General features: G+C 41.9%; 13 protein-coding genes. 6 read left to right on the plus strand and 7 right to left on the minus strand.

Annotated elements, in window-relative coordinates:
* Positions 1-11: 11 nt before the first annotated feature.
* The 3 genes from pqiA to rlmKL all read right to left on the minus strand — a co-directional run bounded on the left by pqiA (position 12) and on the right by rlmKL (position 5382).
* Complete coding sequence (gene pqiA, locus ACGF5R_RS12975) at positions 12-1259, minus strand: membrane integrity-associated transporter subunit PqiA (protein ID WP_262980741.1); 1248 nt, start codon at positions 1257-1259, stop codon at positions 12-14.
* 83 nt (positions 1260-1342) lie between these two features.
* Entirely contained in the window at positions 1343-3259 is a 1917-nt protein-coding gene (locus ACGF5R_RS12980; protein WP_387691167.1) for an ABC transporter ATP-binding protein, read from the minus strand.
* A 5-nt stretch (positions 3260-3264) separates the two neighbouring features.
* Positions 3265-5382: a bifunctional 23S rRNA (guanine(2069)-N(7))-methyltransferase RlmK/23S rRNA (guanine(2445)-N(2))-methyltransferase RlmL gene (gene rlmKL, locus ACGF5R_RS12985; RefSeq protein WP_112876527.1), complete on the minus strand. Its 2118-nt coding sequence runs from the start codon at positions 5380-5382 to the stop codon at positions 3265-3267.
* A gap of 102 nt (positions 5383-5484) precedes the next feature.
* On the opposite strand from rlmKL, the gene ACGF5R_RS12990 reads away from it, so the two are divergent.
* From ACGF5R_RS12990 to ACGF5R_RS13000, 3 genes are all read left to right on the plus strand, one after another.
* Complete coding sequence (locus ACGF5R_RS12990) at positions 5485-6603, plus strand: YcbX family protein (protein WP_387691169.1); 1119 nt, start codon at positions 5485-5487, stop codon at positions 6601-6603.
* A gap of 244 nt (positions 6604-6847) precedes the next feature.
* On the plus strand, positions 6848-8146 hold the full coding sequence (locus ACGF5R_RS12995; protein ID WP_387691171.1) for a glycosyltransferase: 1299 nt from the start codon (positions 6848-6850) through the stop codon (positions 8144-8146).
* A gap of 225 nt (positions 8147-8371) precedes the next feature.
* Complete coding sequence (locus ACGF5R_RS13000; protein WP_387691173.1) at positions 8372-9667, plus strand: glycosyltransferase; 1296 nt, start codon at positions 8372-8374, stop codon at positions 9665-9667.
* A 352-nt stretch (positions 9668-10019) separates the two neighbouring features.
* Here the strand turns inward: ACGF5R_RS13000 and ACGF5R_RS13005 are convergent, their stop codons facing one another.
* The 4 genes from ACGF5R_RS13005 to pepN form a co-directional block, all read right to left on the minus strand.
* On the minus strand, positions 10020-10565 hold the full coding sequence (locus ACGF5R_RS13005) for a cell division protein ZapC (RefSeq protein WP_112876531.1): 546 nt from the start codon (positions 10563-10565) through the stop codon (positions 10020-10022).
* Between the two features lie 191 nt (positions 10566-10756).
* Positions 10757-11767 (minus strand): quinone-dependent dihydroorotate dehydrogenase, encoded by a 1011-nt coding sequence (gene pyrD / locus ACGF5R_RS13010; RefSeq protein WP_262980746.1) that lies wholly within the window; start codon positions 11765-11767, stop codon positions 10757-10759.
* A 367-nt stretch (positions 11768-12134) separates the two neighbouring features.
* The gene (locus ACGF5R_RS13015; protein WP_112876533.1) at positions 12135-12404 is read right to left on the minus strand and encodes a DUF1640 domain-containing protein; all 270 of its coding nucleotides are present in this window, start codon (positions 12402-12404) and stop codon (positions 12135-12137) included.
* Positions 12405-12630: 226 nt separating this feature from the next.
* Positions 12631-15243, minus strand: a complete 2613-nt coding sequence (gene pepN, locus ACGF5R_RS13020; protein ID WP_262980747.1) for an aminopeptidase N — start codon at positions 15241-15243, stop codon at positions 12631-12633.
* Positions 15244-15589: 346 nt separating this feature from the next.
* Between pepN and pncB the strand changes: the two genes are divergently transcribed.
* The 3 genes from pncB (at position 15590) to ACGF5R_RS13035 (ending at position 19892) form a co-directional block, all read left to right on the plus strand.
* Positions 15590-16804: a nicotinate phosphoribosyltransferase gene (gene pncB, locus ACGF5R_RS13025; RefSeq protein ID WP_387691176.1), complete on the plus strand. Its 1215-nt coding sequence runs from the start codon at positions 15590-15592 to the stop codon at positions 16802-16804.
* A 204-nt stretch (positions 16805-17008) separates the two neighbouring features.
* Entirely contained in the window at positions 17009-18409 is a 1401-nt protein-coding gene (gene asnS, locus ACGF5R_RS13030; protein ID WP_262980749.1) for an asparagine--tRNA ligase, read from the plus strand.
* 337 nt (positions 18410-18746) lie between these two features.
* Entirely contained in the window at positions 18747-19892 is a 1146-nt protein-coding gene (locus ACGF5R_RS13035; protein ID WP_112876537.1) for a porin, read from the plus strand.
* The last annotated feature ends 251 nt before the right edge of the window (positions 19893-20143 follow it).

The raw sequence follows: 20143 nt of genomic DNA on the forward strand, positions 1-20143 counted from the left end.
CCTTCATTGCCTTATAACGAATGTTTAACGTTGGCCCTATCCCAAATTAAACGCGGATCAAATGTCATTGCCGCAAACATAGTCAGGATCACAACTAAAGTAAAAATAACTGCCCCCATAGCAGGGTAGACACTCATCAATTTCCCCATACGTACCAGTGATGACAATATTGCGATAACAAATACATCAATCATTGACCAACGGCCAACAAATTCGACAACTTCATAAATAAAATGCATTCGGGCGGAATCCCGTTTACCGTGACCTTTGGCATCCCAACACAACCAGCTAATTGCCAGCATTTTCAAGGATGGCACCATAATACTAGCAATAAAAATGACTAAAGCGACCGGGTACGAACCTACACTCCATAGTAATATCACTCCAGCCATAATAGTGGAGTCACTCCGATTACCTAACGATTCTGTCACCATCATTGGCATAATATTAGCAGGAATATACAGCATTAAAGCTGTCACTATCAGTGCCATTGTCCATTGTAGACTGTTGCGACGACGGGCATGCCCACGAGTATAACAACGTGTACATACCAATTGGTCTGCCGGTAAAATAGCCGTACAACACTGGCATAATCGAACACCCTGCACTAACCCCGATCTTCCTGCCTGTAACGGTATATTCACCCTAGGTGCGAGGGTTATCTGATTCCATAACCAGTGGCGATCCAGACATTGAAATGCTCTCACCTGGAGAAGACAGAACAGACAATATGGCAAAAAACTTAAACCTAACCCAATATCACCATAAGCCATTAACTTAACGAAGCTGACTAACACCCCTGCCAGAAAGATTTCAACCATACACCAGCTTTTCATCTGGAATAAAACCCTGGCCAACCAGACTCTTATCTTCTGAGAAGTAACAACACCCTGGCACAAGAGAATAACCGCTACCATACAAAACGTAGGCACCAGTTGAACACAGAGCAAAAAGAATGTTCCCACACTGACGTAATTTTCATTAAACATCACCTGAGGGATTTGAGATAAGGTAATTTCACTGCCAATTCCCGCCACACTCATGCTGACAAACGGAAACAGGCAAGCCATTAACAGCATAAATAATGCACTGACTGCATAACCTGTTGGCTGATGTTTAGGTTCTTTCCACCATGTGACTAATGTCGTCTTACAACGAGGACAAACTGCCTTCGTTCCCTGAACCCATTCTGGCAATGTCACCAGCAAATCACATTGAGGGCACAATACCATTTCATGATGATGGTTACCGGAACACAAGATCTTTCTCCCTGTTAAGGAAATCGGGAATATCCACAGAATCATACTCAGAAGAATTTCGCAGTATGATTCTGCTAATTATGTTAACTATTAACTGTTTTCAATGTTTCCAATTCCTGCCAGCGATCAAAAGCCGCGTCTAATGCTTGCTCTTTTTGAGACAGTTCAGTCAATATTTTTTGGGTTATTACATGAGGCTGATTAAAAAAGTCAGGATCACTCACTTGAGATTGTAACTGATCAAGCTCTTCTTCCAGTTTCTCCAACAATGATGGTAATTGCTCTAACTCTCGTAATAAATGGTAACTCATTTTGTTACGAGAATTTTTTGGCGGTTCCTTAATCTTTTCTACTTTAACTTCCGTTTGAAGTTTTTTCTTATTTTGCTGGCGCAACGATACAACCTGTTCGCGCTGTTGCTGAGCATCGTAATAACCACCAACATAATTATTGATCGCACCATTACCTTCAAAAATCCAACATTCTGTCACGGAGTTATCAACAAATTGACGATCATGACTCACCAGCAATACAGTACCTGTATAATTGTCTACCAGCTCCTCCAGCAACTCTAATGTTTCCACATCTAGATCGTTGGTTGGCTCATCAAGTACCAACAAATTACTGGGTTTCAGGAATAGACGCGCTAGTAACAATCGGTTCCTTTCACCACCAGAAAGCGCTTTAACCGGTGTCATTGCCCGTTTGGGATGAAACAGAAAATCCTGCAAATAACCCAGTACATGACGAGGACGACCATTCACCATCACTTCCTGTTTACCTTCAGCTAGGTTATCCATTACGGTTCTTTCCGGATCAAGTGCTATCCGATGCTGATCAAAATAAGCAATTTCTAGTTTAGTACCACAATGAACACGGCCACTATCAGATTGCAGCTCACCTAACATCAGTTTCAGTAAAGTTGTTTTGCCACAACCATTTGGTCCTACCAGTGCAATCTTATCCCCACGCTGAATTTGCACACTGAAATTATTGACCAGTTTCCTTTCACCAATTTGATAATTAACATTTTCCAGTTCAAAGACAATTTTGCCGGAACGACTCGCTTCTCCCATCTGTATTTTAGCGGTTCCCATTACTTCACGGCGTTGTGAACGCTCAATACGTAATGCCTTCAATGCCCTGACACGCCCTTCATTACGAGTACGACGCGCTTTAATCCCCTGACGTATCCACACTTCTTCCTGAGCCAACTTACGATCAAACTCAGCATTTTGCATCTCTTCCACACGCAACGCGTCTTCTTTGCCTTCAAGAAACTTATCGTAATTACCCGGCCACGATACTAACTTACCCCGATCCAAATCGACGATACGGGTTGCCATATTGCGAATAAATGAACGGTCATGAGAAATGAAAACAAGACTACCCTGAAAATCTTTCAGGAAATTCTCTAGCCATTCAATCGTATCAATATCCAAGTGGTTAGTTGGTTCATCAAGAAGCAAGACTTTTGGCAAACTAACCAACGCCCTTCCCAATGCTGCCTTACGCAACCAACCACCTGAAAGAGAAGAGAGCTTCGCTTCCGCAGGTAAAGAGAGCTGTTTCAATACGTCATTAATGCGGCTATCCAGTGACCATAACCCACGAATATCCAGCACCTCCTGCAATTCTGCCAGGCGGTTAAGGTTTTTCTCATTTGGATCCTGCTCCACCAAGCGGGAGACCAGATGAAAAGATTTAATATATTCGGCCTGCTCCTGAACGCCTTCGGCAACAAAATCAAAAACCGTCCCTTCTATATTACGGGGGGGATCCTGCTGTAAGCGGGCGACAACCAGATCCTGTTCGTAAATAACCTGACCATCATCCAACGGCTGCTCTTTTGCTAATACCCGTAACAAAGTAGATTTTCCAGCACCGTTACGGCCAACCAGACAAACCCTTTCATTTTCTTCTATATGCAATTCTGCATTATCAAGTAATGGTGCATCACTGAACGACAACCACGCACCAGATAAATTTATCAATGACATAGTAATTATTTTTCCTCACCAGCATGACGTAATAGCCAGCAGTTGTGAATCTGACGATTGCGGGCAAAATCCTGCGACTGGGTTTTACTGGTGATTTCTTCTGCCACCAAGCCTGCTTTTTCCAGCTCAGCAAAATCCATTTTAAAACCACGTTTATTATTAGAGAACATCAGCGTTCCTCCACGACGCAACAAGCGCTTAAGCTGTCTCATCAACATGATATGGTCGCGTTGTACATCAAATGTATCTTCCATCCGTTTAGAATTGGAAAAAGTCGGCGGATCAATAAAAATCAAATCAAACTGTTCATTGGCCCGTGCCAACCAAGTGAGACAATCTGCCTGAATCAACCGATGCTGACGCCCGGTTAATTCATTAGCCTGTAAGTTCCGTTCAGCCCATTCAAGATAAGTGCGAGACATATCAACCGTCGTTGTTGAACGTGCGCCTCCTAATCCAGCATGTACCGTCGCTGCTCCGGTATAGGCAAACAGATTCAGAAAATCTTTTCCTTCACTCATTTCACCTAGCATTTTTCGGGCAATACGATGATCAAGGAACAAGCCAGTGTCCAAATAGTCAGTTAAATTGACCCAGAATTTTGCGTCATACTCATTTACCAGAAAGAATTCCTGTTTTTCTGCCATTCTTTCATACTGGCTTTTGCCTTTCTGACGCTGACGAGTTTTAAGTACTAATTGATTTGATGAAAGTCCAAGAATTTGCATCGTTGCACTGATAACATCAAATAAACGCTGACGCGCTTTATTAGCATCAACACTTTTTGGCGGAGCATATTCCTGAATCACTACTTTATCCGCATAACGGTCAACAGCCACATTGTATTCTGGCAAATCAGCATCATACAGACGATAACAATTAATCCCTTGCTGTTTTGCCCAGTGAGTTAATTTCTTTTCATTTTTGCGCAGACGATTGGCATAATCTTCCGCCACATTCACCTCTGATGAATGCGGTTTATCTGACAACTGATAATTTTTCTGTACGCAATCCAATGGACCATTTTTAGCTTTAAACTCACGTTCAGCCCGTAATTGCAAGCAGCTCAACAATTCAGGTGACGCACTAAATAGAGACAGACGCCAGCTAGGGAAACGGCTTTTCATTATCCGCCCAAACAAACTGTGTAGTGCAATCAATGCCGGCTCACTTTCCAAACGCTCACCATAAGGTGGATTACTTAATACTGTTCCAGCAGGGCCTTCTGGTAACGGATTTTCCAGACGACTGGCATCACCTTGCTGGAAAGTTATCAACTGCGCAACCCCGGCTCTACGAGCATTTGACCGAGCCATATCCAGCACTCTGCGATCAATATCAGAACCAACAAAACGGGAAGCTGTCTCCTGAAGACCTTTACAAAAGCGGATCTGCGCTTCTGTGGTCACCTCACGCCAAATTTCTTCATCATGTTGCAACCAAGCAATAAAGCCCCAGTGGTTACGATGAAGCCCAGGAGCACGATCAGCCGCCATCATTGCAGCTTCAATCAATAATGTGCCGGAACCACACATAGGATCGACCATCGGAGTACCAATCTGCCAGCCTGAACGTAGAATAATCGCAGCAGCCAGATTTTCTTTCAGTGGGGCTTGACCAGCAAGATCGCGATAACCTCGGATATGCAAACCATCACCACTCAAATCCAATGCAACACTGGCTTTCTCTTTATTCAAAAAAACATTAATGCGAACATCCGGCTGTTGCTTTGCCACATTGGGGCGTTGATCCAACTTACGAGTAAAACTATCGACAATGGCATCTTTAACTTTTAGCGCACCATATTGCGTGTTACGTATTTCTTCATTTGTGCCACTGAAATGCACAGAGAAAGTACTGTCTACAGAAAAAATCTGGCTCCAATCAATAGACTGAACTCCAAGATAGAGATCTAAATCGCTATAAACATTAAATTCGTTTAGCGGTAGCAAAATACGTGATGCCAGCCTGCTCCACATCAGACTTTTATACATCACTTTGCCATCACCTTGAAAATGAACTCCGCCTTGCACAATTTTGCATGATTGCGCACCCAGCATTTCCAGTTCGTTCTTCAATAATTCTTCTAATCCACGCGCCGTGCTGGCAAACAGAGAGTTCATATGACATATCACCAAAAAGAAAATTGTTACGCATTATAGCCAATCCGAGTGACATGTCATAAAGTTGCTCATGTCAGAAAAATATTTTGTGGAGATTAATGGATGATCACTCTGTCTCGCCTGTATACCCACCCAGTGAAATCTATGCGTGGCTTGCAACTTTCCCATGCATTAGTCAGTGAAAGCGGCCTCATATTTGATCGCAATTTTATGGTCACAACAACAGATGGGACTTTTATCACTGCCCGTAAATACCCTCAGATGCTGTTATTTACTCCGGCTATGTTAAATAATGGTATTTATTTGCGCGCACCCAACGGAGAAAACGCCACAGTACTTTACCGTGATTTCCTGCCTGAACAGCAACCCACGGAAGTATGGGGCAACCATTTTACGGCTCTCATTGCACCAGAAACCGTTAACCAATGGCTAAGTAGTTTCTTTGACATTCCGGTACAATTACGCTGGTTAAGCCATGAATTAACCCGCAAAGTAAAAAAACACCCTGAAATTCCATTATCATTTGCGGACGGTTATCCATTTCTGCTGATTAATGAAGCCTCATTTCATTTATTACAACAACGTTGCCCGGCCAGTATTAAACTAGAGCAATTTCGCCCAAATATCGTCATTACTGGCGCAGAAGCATTTGCGGAAGATAGCTGGCAATCAATTCAGATTGGAGATGTTATTTTTGATTTACCTAAACCATGCAGCCGCTGTATTCTGACCACCGTCAGCATTGATAAAGGCATTAAAAATCCAAATGGAGAGCCGTTAGCGACATTGCAATCATTCCGTACAGCAGAGAATGGTGATGTCGATTTTGGTCAGAATTTAATTGCTCGTTCAAGTGGTATTATTCGAATCGGGGATAATATCACTATATTAGCTAAGAAAGATCCTTGTAAATATGGCAGTGGTGAAAAAGCTGAAGATATTACTGCACCAAAAACAAATGAGCAATCTGCCATTATCGAATATAATGGGCAAACTTTCACAGGTAATAATCAACAAATTATTTTAGAGCAACTGGAACAACAAGGAATAAGAGTCCCCTACTCATGTCGGGCGGGCCTATGTGGATGCTGTAAAATTTCTTTAATTAAAGGGGATGTTTTTCCTTTAAAAGCCACGGCAATTAAAAATAATGGCCATATTCTGGCCTGTTGTTGTATTCCAAAGAATAATCTTATTCTTAAAAGTAATAGCGCAGAATAGATCTTAAATTCAAATCAAACCGCAGTGCCGTAAATTGGCACGCGGGCTGACTCGACAAAACATGACTGAACTACATGCCTTAAACTATTTGTCATTGCACAATTCTCTGAAAAAATCGAGCATAATGATTATTGCAATACTGAATTAATTATTACCATAATGAATTTATAACTACTGTCATAAAATGATTACACTCTAATCAGGAGCTTAAGTCACTCAGACAAAACACCAAAGGAGTAAAGTCATGGCACGTATCATCATTGCAGCGCTCGCAACCCCTGGACATGTCTATCCAATGTTAAAGATCGCTCAATCACTAATAGCACAAGGACATCAGGTAACCGTGTTTACCGGTGCATTATTTCGCCAACAGATAGAAGCTTTAAGCGCGCAATTTATCCCTTTTGATCAACAGATAGACTTTGACTATCGTCATTTAGAACAGCATTTCCCTGACCGTGCTCAACTTCCTCCGGGAAATGTACAAATGGCACTGGCATTCAAGAATTTCTTCTCAGCGCCAATCCCAATACTTGACCGCCAATTACGGCAAATTATCCGTGAACAACAAGCAGATCTGCTTATAGCCGAGAACTGCTTTTATGGCATATTACCCCTGCTGCAAGAAGAAAAAACCCATCGTCTTCCAGTGATAGTCATTGGCATAACACCTCTGGCTTACTCTTCGAAAGATTCAATTTTCTGGGGGCCACGTATCCCACCTGCGGTATTACCACCAGAATTGACACATGAACAGCTCGTCGATAAAGCCAACCAACAACTCATAGCCGAAGTGCAGGATAGTTTCAATAATTCATTAGTCCAGTCAGGAGGCTCTGCATTAACCAGACTTTTTAACGATGAAGTCATCTTTGGTGCTGATCGCTTTTTGCAACTCTCAACTCTGGCATTTGAATATCCACGAGAAGGATTGCCTGATACAGTCCATTTTATTGGGCCACTTCCTAACCCTGCACTGACCACAACATCACCTCAATTATGGGAAGAAGATGATCCACGTCCATTGGTTATAGTTACTCAGGGTACTATTTCCAATACCGATTTAAATCAGTTGATTCTCCCCACATTGCGTGCACTGACTACATTATCGGTACGTATATTGGCAACCACCGGTGGCAGATCGGTAGAAACACTGAGTAAAGATCTACCTGAAAACGTGCGCGTCGAAGAATTTATTTCATTTGAGCACTGGCTGCCGAAAGCTTCATTGCTGATATCCAACGGGGGCTACGGAACCATCAATTATGCTCTCAGCCACGGAACACCATTACTTATTGCCGATGCAGGAGAAGGCAAGCAGGAAGCAGCGTTTCGTGTTGTATGGGCTGGATGCGGTACTAATCTGGATACAGCACATCCCACTGAATCTCAACTAAAGCAAACAGTGGAAAATATGCTGAGTACAGACTTGTTTAAACAACGTGCGCAAATTGTCCAAAAAGATTACGCAAAACATGATGCATTAGCGGCAATATCCCGTCACGTAGAACAATTAATTCTCGAACAAAACCACATTAACTAAACCCTAAATACCTTCTTCTTTCCTCTCCGTTTTGGTGCTAACACAGACCGACAGGGAGAGGAAATCGGCATATTTCATTACATCATAAAAAATAAATCAAAGTGATTATTGTAATAATTAATTATTATTTCTGTAATTATTTTATAATAGTAGTCATAAAATAATCACCCCTGAGTCAGGAGCTAACTAGCGTAATTAAATCAAAACAGTACAAAGGAGCAAATTATGGCACGAATTGTCATTGCCGCAGTTGCAACACCAGGGCATGTCTATCCGATGTTAAAGGTAACTCAATCACTGATAGCACAAGGACATCAGGTAACTGTCTTCACTGGCGCGTTGTTTCGCCAACAAGTAGAGGCTTTAAATGCACAATTTATCCCTTTTGATGAGCAGATAGACTTTGATTACCGCCACTTAAAACAACGTTTTCCTGACCGAGCGCATCTTCCTCCGGGAAATCTGCAAATGGCGCTAGCGTTTAAAGATTTCTTCTGTACTCCAATCCCATTCCTTGACCGCCAACTACAACAAATCATCCATGAGCAGCAAGCAGAATTACTGATAGCCGAGAATTGCTTTTATGGCATATTGCCACTACTGCAAAAAGAAAAAGCTCATCGCCTTCCCGTGATCATCATTGGTATAACGCCTCTGGCTTACTCTTCGAAAGATTCAATTTTCTGGGGGCCACGTATTCCCCCCGCATTACTACCATCAGAGTTGACACATGAACAACTCGTAGATGAGGAAACACGACAACTAATAACCGAAGTTCAGGACAGCTTCAATAACGCATTAGCTCAGTCAGGATGCGCTACGTTAACTAGATTTTTCAATGATGAAGTCATTTTGGGTTCTGATCGATTTTTGCAACTTTCAACCCTGGCATTTGAGTACCCACGAGAAGAATTGCCTGATACAGTCCATTTTATTGGCCCCCTTACCAACCCTGCTCCGATAACAGAATCACCTCAATTATGGGAAGAAGGTGATCCACGCCCATTGGTTATAGTCACTCAAGGTACTATGTCTAATACCGATCTAAACCAGTTAATTTTCCCCACATTGCGTGCACTGGCTGCATTACCTGTACGTGTATTAGCAACCACCGGTGGTAGTTCAGTAGAAATACAGCCAGAGAACATACCTGACAACGCATGTATCGAAGAATTTATCTCATTTGAGCACTGGCTGCCAAAAGCTTCATTGCTAATATCCAACGGGGGTTACGGAACCATTAATTACGCCCTCAACCACGGTACACCAGTGCTCATTGCCGATACAGGAGAAGGTAAGCAGGAAACAGCGTTTCGCGTCGTATGGGCTGGATGCGGTATTAATCTGGATACAGCACAACCTACTGAATCTCAGCTTAAGCAAACAGTGGAAAATATGCTACGTACAAACTTGTTTAAACAACGCGCACAAATCGTCCAAGACGATTACTCCAATCACGACGCATTAGCAGCAATATCCCATCACGCAGAACAATTAATCTTCGAAAATCGTGCTAATTAACTTCATTATCTCTCCTCCCCATCTCGGAACTAATGTTATCCAGAGGGGAGGAAATTATAAAAGCGCTTCTTATCTATTTTTCATGCCTGCTTCAAATGAGTGAGCTGTAGCTATTACATATAATAAGCAAATTTCTGTGATAATAGCCAACAGGAGATTTTAGAACACAAGACAAGAAAAGAGTGACTTACTCATAATCAGGTGGGAAGATGTGAATGAGATAAAATTTCCTCAAATGATAAAGAACAATTTTCTTAATTAAAAACAGTGATTATCTTCTGACTTGTCGTTCTATTTTCAAAAAGTGTCTTTACTCTTGGAAATCACAAAACAATGGGATCTTAAACCCAAATCAAATCGCAGTGCCATAAATTGGCGTATAAATAGGTTCCACAAATGGCATCAATCGATCATTCATAATCTTAATTGGATCACAAAAATTCATTACCCGATCGGATAACTTTAATTGCGATTGAGCTAGCAAACAAAGGCTCGCACTATCCCCGGCCTCTACTACTAAGAATATAGCATCTGTCCCGCAATCCTGGAGCCGTACCTGAATCAGCTCTCCTTGTATCGGCTTCTCTATCATGGCAAAACGAGAAAAATACCAGCTTCTTGGCATTTGTGGCTTAATAAAGCGGAACGCCACTAATGCATTAAGAACTAATTCAGCCCTGGATTCATCTGAAATATTAATTCGGCGTGTCTGCTCTTCAAAACAATAATAAAGCGTCGCATCTTCTACAGAAAATGAAGTTTCTCCCATTGCATAGGGTATCAGCATCTTAGCAGGAAAACAGGAACGAAAAACCATACCATTAGACAGATCGAGCATTACACGGTCATGGTCAGCATCAAAATACCAGCGCCATTGATCATCAGGTTTAATGTTCATGAATTACCCTTTTATGCCAGGAAAGTTTACATCGTCAAACAGATTGTAAATAACTTGCCCGCTATTCAGTAAAATAAATCCTGCCATAATTAAAAGATATGCAAAGATACAGATAAAATTTAGGCGATCAGAGTGAATATAGACGAGTTGGGGGCAAAAATAAACCCCCAATGATAAATTAACAGAAAGATCTAGATATGATTGACGATATCTTTGATTAATTTTGGACCATGATAGATAAATCCAGAGAAAATCTGTATCAAAGAAGCCCCTACTGCTATTTTTTCTCTGGCGGCGACAAGTGAATCTATTCCACCAACACCGATAACGGGAATTTTACCTCTTAATTCCTGAGAGAGCTGACGAATAATCTCTGTACTACGCAACTGGACCGGCCGACCACTTAACCCACCAGCTTGTTGGCAATAGTTAAGCCCTTCAACTAATCTCTTGTCTAACGTTGTATTAGTTGCAATAGCACCATCGATATTATGACGAATTAAACTATCTGCAATTTGAATCAACTCTTCTTGAGAAAGATCTGGCGCAATTTTTACCGCAACAGGGACATATTTCTGGTATTTTTGTTGAAGTTCACTCTGTTTATTTTTAATCGCCGATAATAGATCATCCAACGCTTCGCCGTATTGAAGCGTTCTTAAGCCAGGTGTGTTAGGTGAAGAGATATTAATTGTGATATAGCCAGCATGAGGATAGACTTTATCCATGCAGATTAAATAATCATCTTTTCCATGCTCTACTGGTGTATCTTTATTTTTGCCAATATTGATCCCAATAACTCCGCCATATTTTGCCTTTTTAACATTCTCTACCAAGTTATCAACACCAAGATTATTGAAGCCCATACGGTTAATTAACCCTTCTGCTTCAACGATACGGAATAATCTCGGCTTATCATTTCCTGCCTGAGCGCGTGGGGTTACGGTGCCAATTTCAATAAAACCAAATCCCATTGCACCAAATGCATCAATACAATCGCCATCTTTATCAAGGCCCGCGGCCAGACCGAGGGGATTTTTAAATGACAGGCCCATACAAGTAACAGGCTTCGTCGCAACTGACTGGCGGATCAGAAACTCGAAAGGACTACCGGTAATACGCTTGAGCTGGCGGAAGGTTAATTCGTGTGCCCGTTCCGGATCAAGCTGGAACAACGCTTTCCTGACTAGTGGGTAGCACATAATTCTAAACCCATTAATTAATTTATAAACATTAAACTACACATGTCTCTATACACACTCAGATACCATTTGAAGATTTTTGAGCTAAAAAACACTCATTTTTAATCCCCAAAAATATTTCGGCAAGTAGAGTAACCGAATGACATGGGCTGAATCTACAGAAATATGCTAATTAGAAGCAAATCTCTCCCAGATGTTGCGCGTGAGAATCGGGAAAATGCATTGGTATAACAAGAATACACTAGTGACTACAATCGTTGACGTCTTTGCCCAAGATACTTTGCTTCCCTCGAACAACTCAAAGGAGAGCAAACCAATGGATGTTCTTTAATATTTTGAGCAATTTTCATACTATAGGTATCAAGCATCAACCAATAAAAATGTATTTCAATGCCGCAATAACAACAGCAATACCAACTGCTAATGTCAGTTTCTTAATCCAATCTAAATCTGTTTTTATAGTACCAATATCGGTTTTAATGCTCTCAGTAGCAACTGTTAGATCTTCTTTGGTGACAACACTTATGTTTTGCAGTTCTGTAATAACTTCAACGATTTTTTCAGACTGCTCATCGTTAAAACCAGACGCTTTGAGTGCCTTAACTGCTGTATGTGTATCCATTGTAAGTAAAGCCATTCTTTTATCCTCTAAAGTTACTGGTTGACCGCCCTTAAATTAACGATAATACCATAGAGACATAAAAATTAACCACATATCAGTTTTACCATAAGATACTGACCACTGCATTTTACTTCCAACCCAATGCTTGCAAGAAGAAATTTATTATCCAGAAGATAAATTGGAAAAAATATCGGGCTAAATAACCATTAGCCCGATAACTCGATAACCCAATAAATAGTTATCAGCTTTCTAATGCCTTGGTAATTTTTTCAAACAGATCACCAGACAGATTTTCCAATCCTTTTAACTGTTCCAACGCACTACGCATCATGTTTTGACGTTTTTCATCATAACGTTTCAGACGAATCAGCGGTTCAATTAAACGGGAAGCAACCTGTGGGTTACGGCTGTTAAGATCAGTTAAAATTTCCATCAAGAATTGATAACCACTGCCATCTTCAGCATGGAATACAACCGGATTGTTAACAAATGTCCCAATCAGAGCACGCACCCGGTTTGGGTTACTCATACTAAATGAACGATGATTCAGAAGATGGCGTACATTAGCCAAAACATCTACCGCCGGGCTACTTGCCTGTAAGCTAAACCATTTATCCATCACCAGGCCGTCCTGATACCATCTACCATCAAATTCCGCCATGAGTTGATCACAGCAAGGCAACTCTGCCAGCACCGCGCCAGATAATGCCGCCAGTGCATCAGTCATATTGTCAGATTGATAATATTGATTTGATACCACTTTATCAGCCTGCTCTTGATGACCAAAAGCCAAATAATATAGACAGATATTACGCAGAGAGCGCTTAGCAATATCCTGATGAGCGACGCGATATGCACCGATCTTGATAGCGTTATAAACCACCGCAAATTCATCAGCCATTTCCTGAGCCAAAGTACGGGTGATGGTATCCAAAACTTCATGAATCGCTTTAGGATCAATAATCGTAAACAGTTCTGCTATCTCACTCTCTGATGGTAAAGCCAGAATATGAGCAACCAGAGCCGGATCAATCTCTTTATCCAATAACACCGCGCGGAAAGCATCCACCACATGCATTGGCAGTTCGATCGGCTGCTTCTGCTGGTAACGGATAATATTCAGTTTGATATAGTTTGCCATCAACGACTGAGCCGCATCCCAACGTGAAAACGCATTGCGAGCGTGTTTCATCAAGAATGCCAATTGCTGATCACTGAATTTGTAATCCAGTTTCACTGGTGCTGAGAATTCCCGTAATAAAGAGGGAACCGGCAGTGATGGCACATCATCAAATACAAACGTCTGTTCTGCATTAGTCACATTCAATACATTGTGAACCGGTTGACCATCATAACGTAACGGAATCACATGACCTTTGCTGTCATAAAGTTCAATATCCAGGGGAATATGTAGAGGCTGCTTCTCTTTTTGATCGGCGGTAGTTGGTGTCATCTGGCTGACATGCAACTTATATTGCTGCTTTTCTGCATCATATTCATCGCGGACTGTTAATACTGGTGTACCAGACTGGCTATACCAGCGACGGAAAAGTGACAAATCCACATTTGATGCATCTTCCATTGCCTGAACAAAATCATCACATGTTGCGGCACTACCATCATGACGATGGATATAAAGCTGCATCCCTGCCTGGAATTGCTCTTCACCTAGCAGGGTATGAATCATACGGATAACTTCCGCGCCCTTCTCATACACAGTCAGGGTATAGAAATTATTCATCTCAATCACTTTATCCGGGCGAATTGGATGGGCCATTGGACTGGCATCTTCCGCAAACTGTGCCGAACGCATAACACGCACATTATTAATACGATTAACAGAACGAAAGCCAAGATCAGAGCTAAATTCCTGATCACGGAATACCGTCAATCCCTCTTTTAAACTCAGTTGGAACCAATCGCGACAAGTAATACGATTCCCAGTCCAGTTATGGAAATATTCGTGGCCGATCACAGCTTCTATATTAAGGTAATCTTTATCAGTCGCAGTTTCAGATTTTGCCAGCACATATTTGGAGTTAAAGACATTCAGCCCTTTATTCTCCATAGCGCCCATATTAAAGAAATCCACCGCAACAATCATATAAATATCGAGGTCATACTCAAGGCCAAAACGGGTTTCATCCCACTTCATAGCATTTTTTAGGGAAGTCATTGCCCAATCAGCCCGATCGAGATTGCCACGATCAACAAACAGCTCCAATGCAACTTCACGGCCACTACGCGTCGTAAAAATATCGCGCAATACATCAAAATCACCTGCGACCAGAGCAAACAGATAACATGGTTTTGGGAATGGATCTTGCCATTTCACCCAATGACATCCATCATCGGTTTCTCCCTGCTCAACCCGGTTACCGTTTGAAAGCAGATACGGATACTTGGCTTTATCGGCTGTGATACGTGTTGTAAAACGAGCCAATACATCAGGCCGATCGAGATAATAAGTAATGTGGCGAAACCCTTCTGCTTCACACTGAGTACAAAGTGCATCACCAGAAACATACAAGCCTTCCAGCGCCGTATTTTTCGATGGATGGATCTCATTGACAATTTTCAAAGTGAACTGAGCTGGCAACTGCTCAATGACTAGCGCCCCCTCCTGTTCACGGTAATGCGCCCACGGTTGACCATTCACATGAAGACTTTTCAGTATCAAGTCTTCACCATCCAACACTAATGGCGTTATTTCGTGACTCAGACGTTTTATCTGGCTGATTGCGGTGATTTCCGTGTTATCGGTATCAAGATTAAAATCGAGTTCAATATCAGAAATCGTATAGTCGGGAGCGCGATAATCCCGGCGGTACTTAGCTTGTCGCTGTTGTGTCATAAGAAACCTTTTTGTTTCATGCCTGATGGAATTAATTCAATACTAGGCCTTACGCTGCCATAGAAAGAGGTTGAATTTCAAGAGTGAATAACGCATCTTCTGGCGTTTAACATTCATTAAGAACGAGTATGATGTTATGTAAGGAATATGTTTACTCTTTGGTGCTTGTTATCACTTAATGATCAAATAACATGATAACATTTAACCAAAGACCCTTTTTAGCTTCGATATTTTGGTGAACTATATGACGTTATGTGACTTCAATAACAAAATAATCCCGGTATACTCTTCCAACTTTATCGATTTAGCTAATACGAATACGCTCCGTGAGGATGCATAACGCGCTATGACACTAGACGCTACCCCAATTATTAAATCACTGCTTGATACTGACGCTTATAAACTTCATATGCAACAAGCAGTATACCACCGCTACAGCCACATTCCTGTTGTTGCAGAGTTTCGCTGCCGCGGCGACGAACTGCTAGGTGAATATGCCGCAGAATTACGTCATCAAGTTAATATGATGGCTGATCTGGCATTAACCGATGCTGAATTTAATTACCTTTCCAGTCTGCCTTTTTTCAAGGCTGATTATCTGGGCTGGTTAAAAACCTTTCGTTTTAACCCACAGCAAGTCAATATTTCTGTTACAAATGGCGGCCAATTAGCTATTCATATTTCAGGATTATGGCATGAAGTGATTATGTGGGAAGTCCCATTACTGGCGTTAATCAGTGAATTAATTCATCGTCATCACTTACCAGATAACGCGGTGGAAAATGCAGTCAACCAGCTACGCAAGTTGATCAAACTGTTCTATCAACATGCTGAAAATAAAGGAATCGATCTCTCCAGTTTTAAACTGATGGATTTCGGTACACGTCGTCGTTTCTCACACCGAGTTCAACACGCTGTCGTCAGTGAGCTGCAACAGCATTTCCCTTATTTGATTGGCACTAGCAATTACCAACTTGCACAACAGCTTGGGCTCCCTCCTGTTGGAACACAAGCGCATGAGTGGTTTCAAGCTCATCAGCAAATCAGCCCGGATCTGGCTAGCAGTCAACGAGAAGCATTACAGAGTTGGCTGAAAGAATATCCTAACCAATTAGGTATTGCCTTGACTGACTGCATTACAATGGACGCGTTTCTGCGGGACTTTGATGCCCAGTTTGCCAAAAATTATCAAGGCTTACGCCATGATTCGGGTGATCCTGTTCAATGGGGTGAAAAAGCGATCGCCCACTATCAAAAACTGGGTATCGACCCAATGACGAAAACCCTCGTGTTCTCTGACAGCCTAGACTTCCAAAAAGCACTAGCGCTCTATCGTCATTTCCACAACAGAATAAACCTGATTTTCGGTATCGGTACACAGCTTACCTGCAATATCCCAGGGGTTAAGCCACTGAACATCGTCATCAAACTTGTCGAGTGTAATGGCAAACCAGTCGCAAAGCTTTCAGACAGCCCTGGCAAAACCATTTGTGAAGATAACGAGTTTGTTAACAGGCTACGCGCCGCTTTTGATATACCCCAGGTTAAACAAGCTTGTTAACTCAAGTTTCATTAAAAAATATCACTGTGCTGCTGGCAGATAAGGCAGCAGCACATCTGAAAAGTGCGCTTTCCCCTCTATTTCACCGTTTAAATTGATGATTTCCCCTTGTTTCCTGAAACAGGGCAAGTAACATAGAATAAGTTGCCCCTTGTGGGGATATTCATTTTCATAAACTTGAACTGATAAAGAAGAGAGAAATCTATGAGCGTAGCGCCTGTAGTCGACGTACTGCAAGGCCGGGTTGCGGTTGATAGTGAAGTCACCGTTCGCGGCTGGATACGTACAAGGAGAGATTCTAAAGCTGGCATCTCTTTCCTCGCCGTCTATGACGGTTCCTGCTTTAATCCATTACAGGCCGTCGTTAATAATAATTTGCCCAATTATCAGGATGAAGTTCTGCATTTAACTACCGGTTGTTCTGTCGAAGTAACAGGAACAGTCGTTGCTTCCCTTGGTCAAGGGCAGAACTTTGAACTGCAAGCGACGAAAATTGTCGTGATCGGTATGGTTGAAGATCCTGACACCTATCCCATGGCCGCTAAACGCCACAGCATTGAATACCTGCGCGAAGTGGCTCACCTGCGTCCACGTACCAACCTGATTGGTGCCGTTGCTCGTATGCGCCATACCCTTGCTCAAGCACTACACCGTTTCTTCCATGAAAATGGTTACTTCTGGGTTTCCACCCCATTGATAACGGCTGCTGATACAGAAGGTGCTGGCGAAATGTTCCGCGTCTCTACGCTGGATCTGCAAAATCTGCCTTTAACTGACAAAGGTGAAGTGGATTTCAACCAAGATTTCTTCGGCCGCGAAGCTTTTCTGACCGTATCCGGACAATTGAACGGTGAAGCATACGCTTGTGCATTAAGCAAAGTTTACACATTCGGCCCGACTTTTCGTGCTGAAAACTCTAATACCAGCCGCCATCTGGCAGAATTCTGGATGCTTGAACCAGAAATCGCCTTCGCTAACCTCAATGATGCCGCCACATTAGCTGAAAATATGCTGAAATATGTTTTCAAAGCCGCATTGGCAGAGCGTGCTGATGATCTGCAATTCTTCGCTGAACGCGTAGATAAAGATGTTATCACCCGCCTGGAAAAATTTATCAATTCTGACTTTGCTCAGATTGATTACACCAGTGCCATTGAAATTCTGCAAAACTGCGGCCAGAAATTTGAAAATCCAGTCTTCTGGGGAGTTGACCTTTCTTCGGAACATGAACGTTATCTGGCAGAGAAACATTTCCAAGCTCCGGTCGTCGTGAAAAACTATCCAAAAGATATTAAAGCCTTCTATATGCGAATGAACGACGACGGTAAAACTGTCGCGGCAATGGATGTACTTGCACCAGGCATTGGCGAAATTATCGGTGGCTCACAGCGTGAAGAGCGTCTGGATATACTGGATAAGCGTATGGAAGAGATGGGGCTTAATAAAGAAGATTACTGGTGGTACCGTGATCTGCGTCGTTATGGCACCGTACCTCACGCCGGGTTCGGGCTGGGCTTTGAACGCCTGGTTGCTTACGTGACTGGTGTATCAAATGTACGTGATGTCATCCCATTCCCACGGACACCAAGAAGCGCAAACTTCTAATGATTGCGTAAAACAAACATTAAAAAATCATTATGTATAAAGCCAGCAAAAGCTGGCTTTTTTTATGCTTCCAATTCAAGACACGATCAAAAATCCTATTTCATTTACATTTTGCAATATATTATTTTCACTTTATTACAAAAATCGTCACTTTGTATCAATTAAATGATAGATAAAATCCACAGCTAATGAAAGACTGTGCCCCAACTCGGACAACACGATATTTTCATAAATAATTTCAACGAGTTTCTTAAAGGAATTATTTCTGTCAGTAACAGATGTCCGAATAACGCCAATGATGGTCATTAACAATAGTAATTAAATGAAGGTAACAATAATGAAGGGTAGTATCTTTTCCGTGGTCATCCCAGTGCTGTTGACTGCTGGTGTAGCAAATGCCGCTGAAATTTATAACAAAAACGGTAATAAACTGGATTTTTATGGCAAAGTTGATGTACGTCATCAATTCGCTAAAATTACCCAAAAATCAGATACATATCCTATATATAGTGAAGATGGCGATGCAAGCTACGTTCGTCTGGGTTTCAGGGGTGAAACCCAAATCAATGACCAACTGACCGGTTATGGCCGTTGGGAATACAATATTCAGGCTAACAAAGCCGAGGCAAACGATTCCGAAGGTAATCAAACCCGTCTGGGCTTCGCTGGTCTAAAATTGGCTAAATATGGTTCTCTAGACTACGGTCGTAATTACGGTGTTCTCTATGACGTCAATGCCTGGACCGATGTACTGCCAGTATTCGGTGCTGACTCCATGTCGCAGGCTGACACCTACATGACTAATCGTGCTACCGGTGTCCTGACTTACCGTAATACGGATTTCTTTGGCCTGGTTGATGGTCTGAACTTCGCCCTGCAATACCAAGGTAAGAACGACGAAGACAGCAAAAACGGCCGTAATTCACTTCATAAACCCGGAGATCGCATTAAGCCTAACGGTGGTAGTAACGGTGACGGTTTCGGCCTCTCTGTTACTTATGATATCGGTAATGGTATCAGCTTAGGAGGAGCCTACTCCAATGCTGACCGCCCTATTACACATGAAAGGCTCGTTACCTCTGTCGCTCGTGGTGAAAGGGCTGAGGCATGGAACGTTGGTGCCAAATATGATGCAAATAACCTATATCTGGCTGCCATGTATGGCGAAACTCACAATATGACCTCTTTCGGCTACCAAGATGTTGTCTCTGCAAAAACTCGTAATATCGAATTAACTGCCCAATATCAGTTGGATTCTGGTCTGCGCCCATCTCTGGCATATGTTCAATCCAGGGGAACAACTTTTTTCACTCATCAAGACTGGGTAAAATATATCTCTATTGGTTCTTATTATAACTTTAACAAAAATTTGTCTGCCTATGTTGATTACAAAATCAACTTAGTACATGACACCCCCTTCACCAAATATCTCGATGTCAATACGAATAACGCTGTGGGTATAGGTTTGGTATATCAATTCTAACAGTCTGAAATAAATTAGGTAGATTAATAGAAAATCTAACTAACATGTTATGGTGCTCACTTAGAGTGAGCACTACTTTTTTCAAGAATAATCATTATCAGATATCTATTAAAAAATAGTATATAACACATCAACAAGCATATCAGTAAGTTATATATAAGAAATATAATTGATGAAATAAGCACCATATTTTACTCTTTTTATTAAGATCAACAGGTAATTTTCTTTCGCCACTGACTACGAGTCATTTT

The sequence above is a fragment of the Photorhabdus sp. RM71S genome, from assembly GCF_042879355.1.
Taxonomy (GTDB): domain Bacteria; phylum Pseudomonadota; class Gammaproteobacteria; order Enterobacterales; family Enterobacteriaceae; genus Photorhabdus; species Photorhabdus kayaii.

What these genes read in the sequence shown, in the direction of transcription:
- ACGF5R_RS12980 (WP_387691167.1), bottom strand. Translation starts at nt 3,259, where the DNA reads ATGTCATTGATAAATTTATCTGGTGCGTGGTTGTCGTTCAGTGATGCA.
- rlmKL (WP_112876527.1), bottom strand. Translation starts at nt 5,382, where the DNA reads ATGAACTCTCTGTTTGCCAGCACGGCGCGTGGATTAGAAGAATTATTG.
- ACGF5R_RS12990 (WP_387691169.1), top strand. Translation starts at nt 5,485, where the DNA reads ATGATCACTCTGTCTCGCCTGTATACCCACCCAGTGAAATCTATGCGT.
- ACGF5R_RS12995 (WP_387691171.1), top strand. Translation starts at nt 6,848, where the DNA reads ATGGCACGTATCATCATTGCAGCGCTCGCAACCCCTGGACATGTCTAT.
- ACGF5R_RS13000 (WP_387691173.1), top strand. Translation starts at nt 8,372, where the DNA reads ATGGCACGAATTGTCATTGCCGCAGTTGCAACACCAGGGCATGTCTAT.
- ACGF5R_RS13005 (WP_112876531.1), bottom strand. Translation starts at nt 10,565, where the DNA reads ATGAACATTAAACCTGATGATCAATGGCGCTGGTATTTTGATGCTGAC.
- pyrD (WP_262980746.1), bottom strand. Translation starts at nt 11,767, where the DNA reads ATGTGCTACCCACTAGTCAGGAAAGCGTTGTTCCAGCTTGATCCGGAA.
- ACGF5R_RS13015 (WP_112876533.1), bottom strand. Translation starts at nt 12,404, where the DNA reads ATGGCTTTACTTACAATGGATACACATACAGCAGTTAAGGCACTCAAA.
- pepN (WP_262980747.1), bottom strand. Translation starts at nt 15,243, where the DNA reads ATGACACAACAGCGACAAGCTAAGTACCGCCGGGATTATCGCGCTCCC.
- pncB (WP_387691176.1), top strand. Translation starts at nt 15,590, where the DNA reads ATGACACTAGACGCTACCCCAATTATTAAATCACTGCTTGATACTGAC.
- asnS (WP_262980749.1), top strand. Translation starts at nt 17,009, where the DNA reads ATGAGCGTAGCGCCTGTAGTCGACGTACTGCAAGGCCGGGTTGCGGTT.
- ACGF5R_RS13035 (WP_112876537.1), top strand. Translation starts at nt 18,747, where the DNA reads ATGAAGGGTAGTATCTTTTCCGTGGTCATCCCAGTGCTGTTGACTGCT.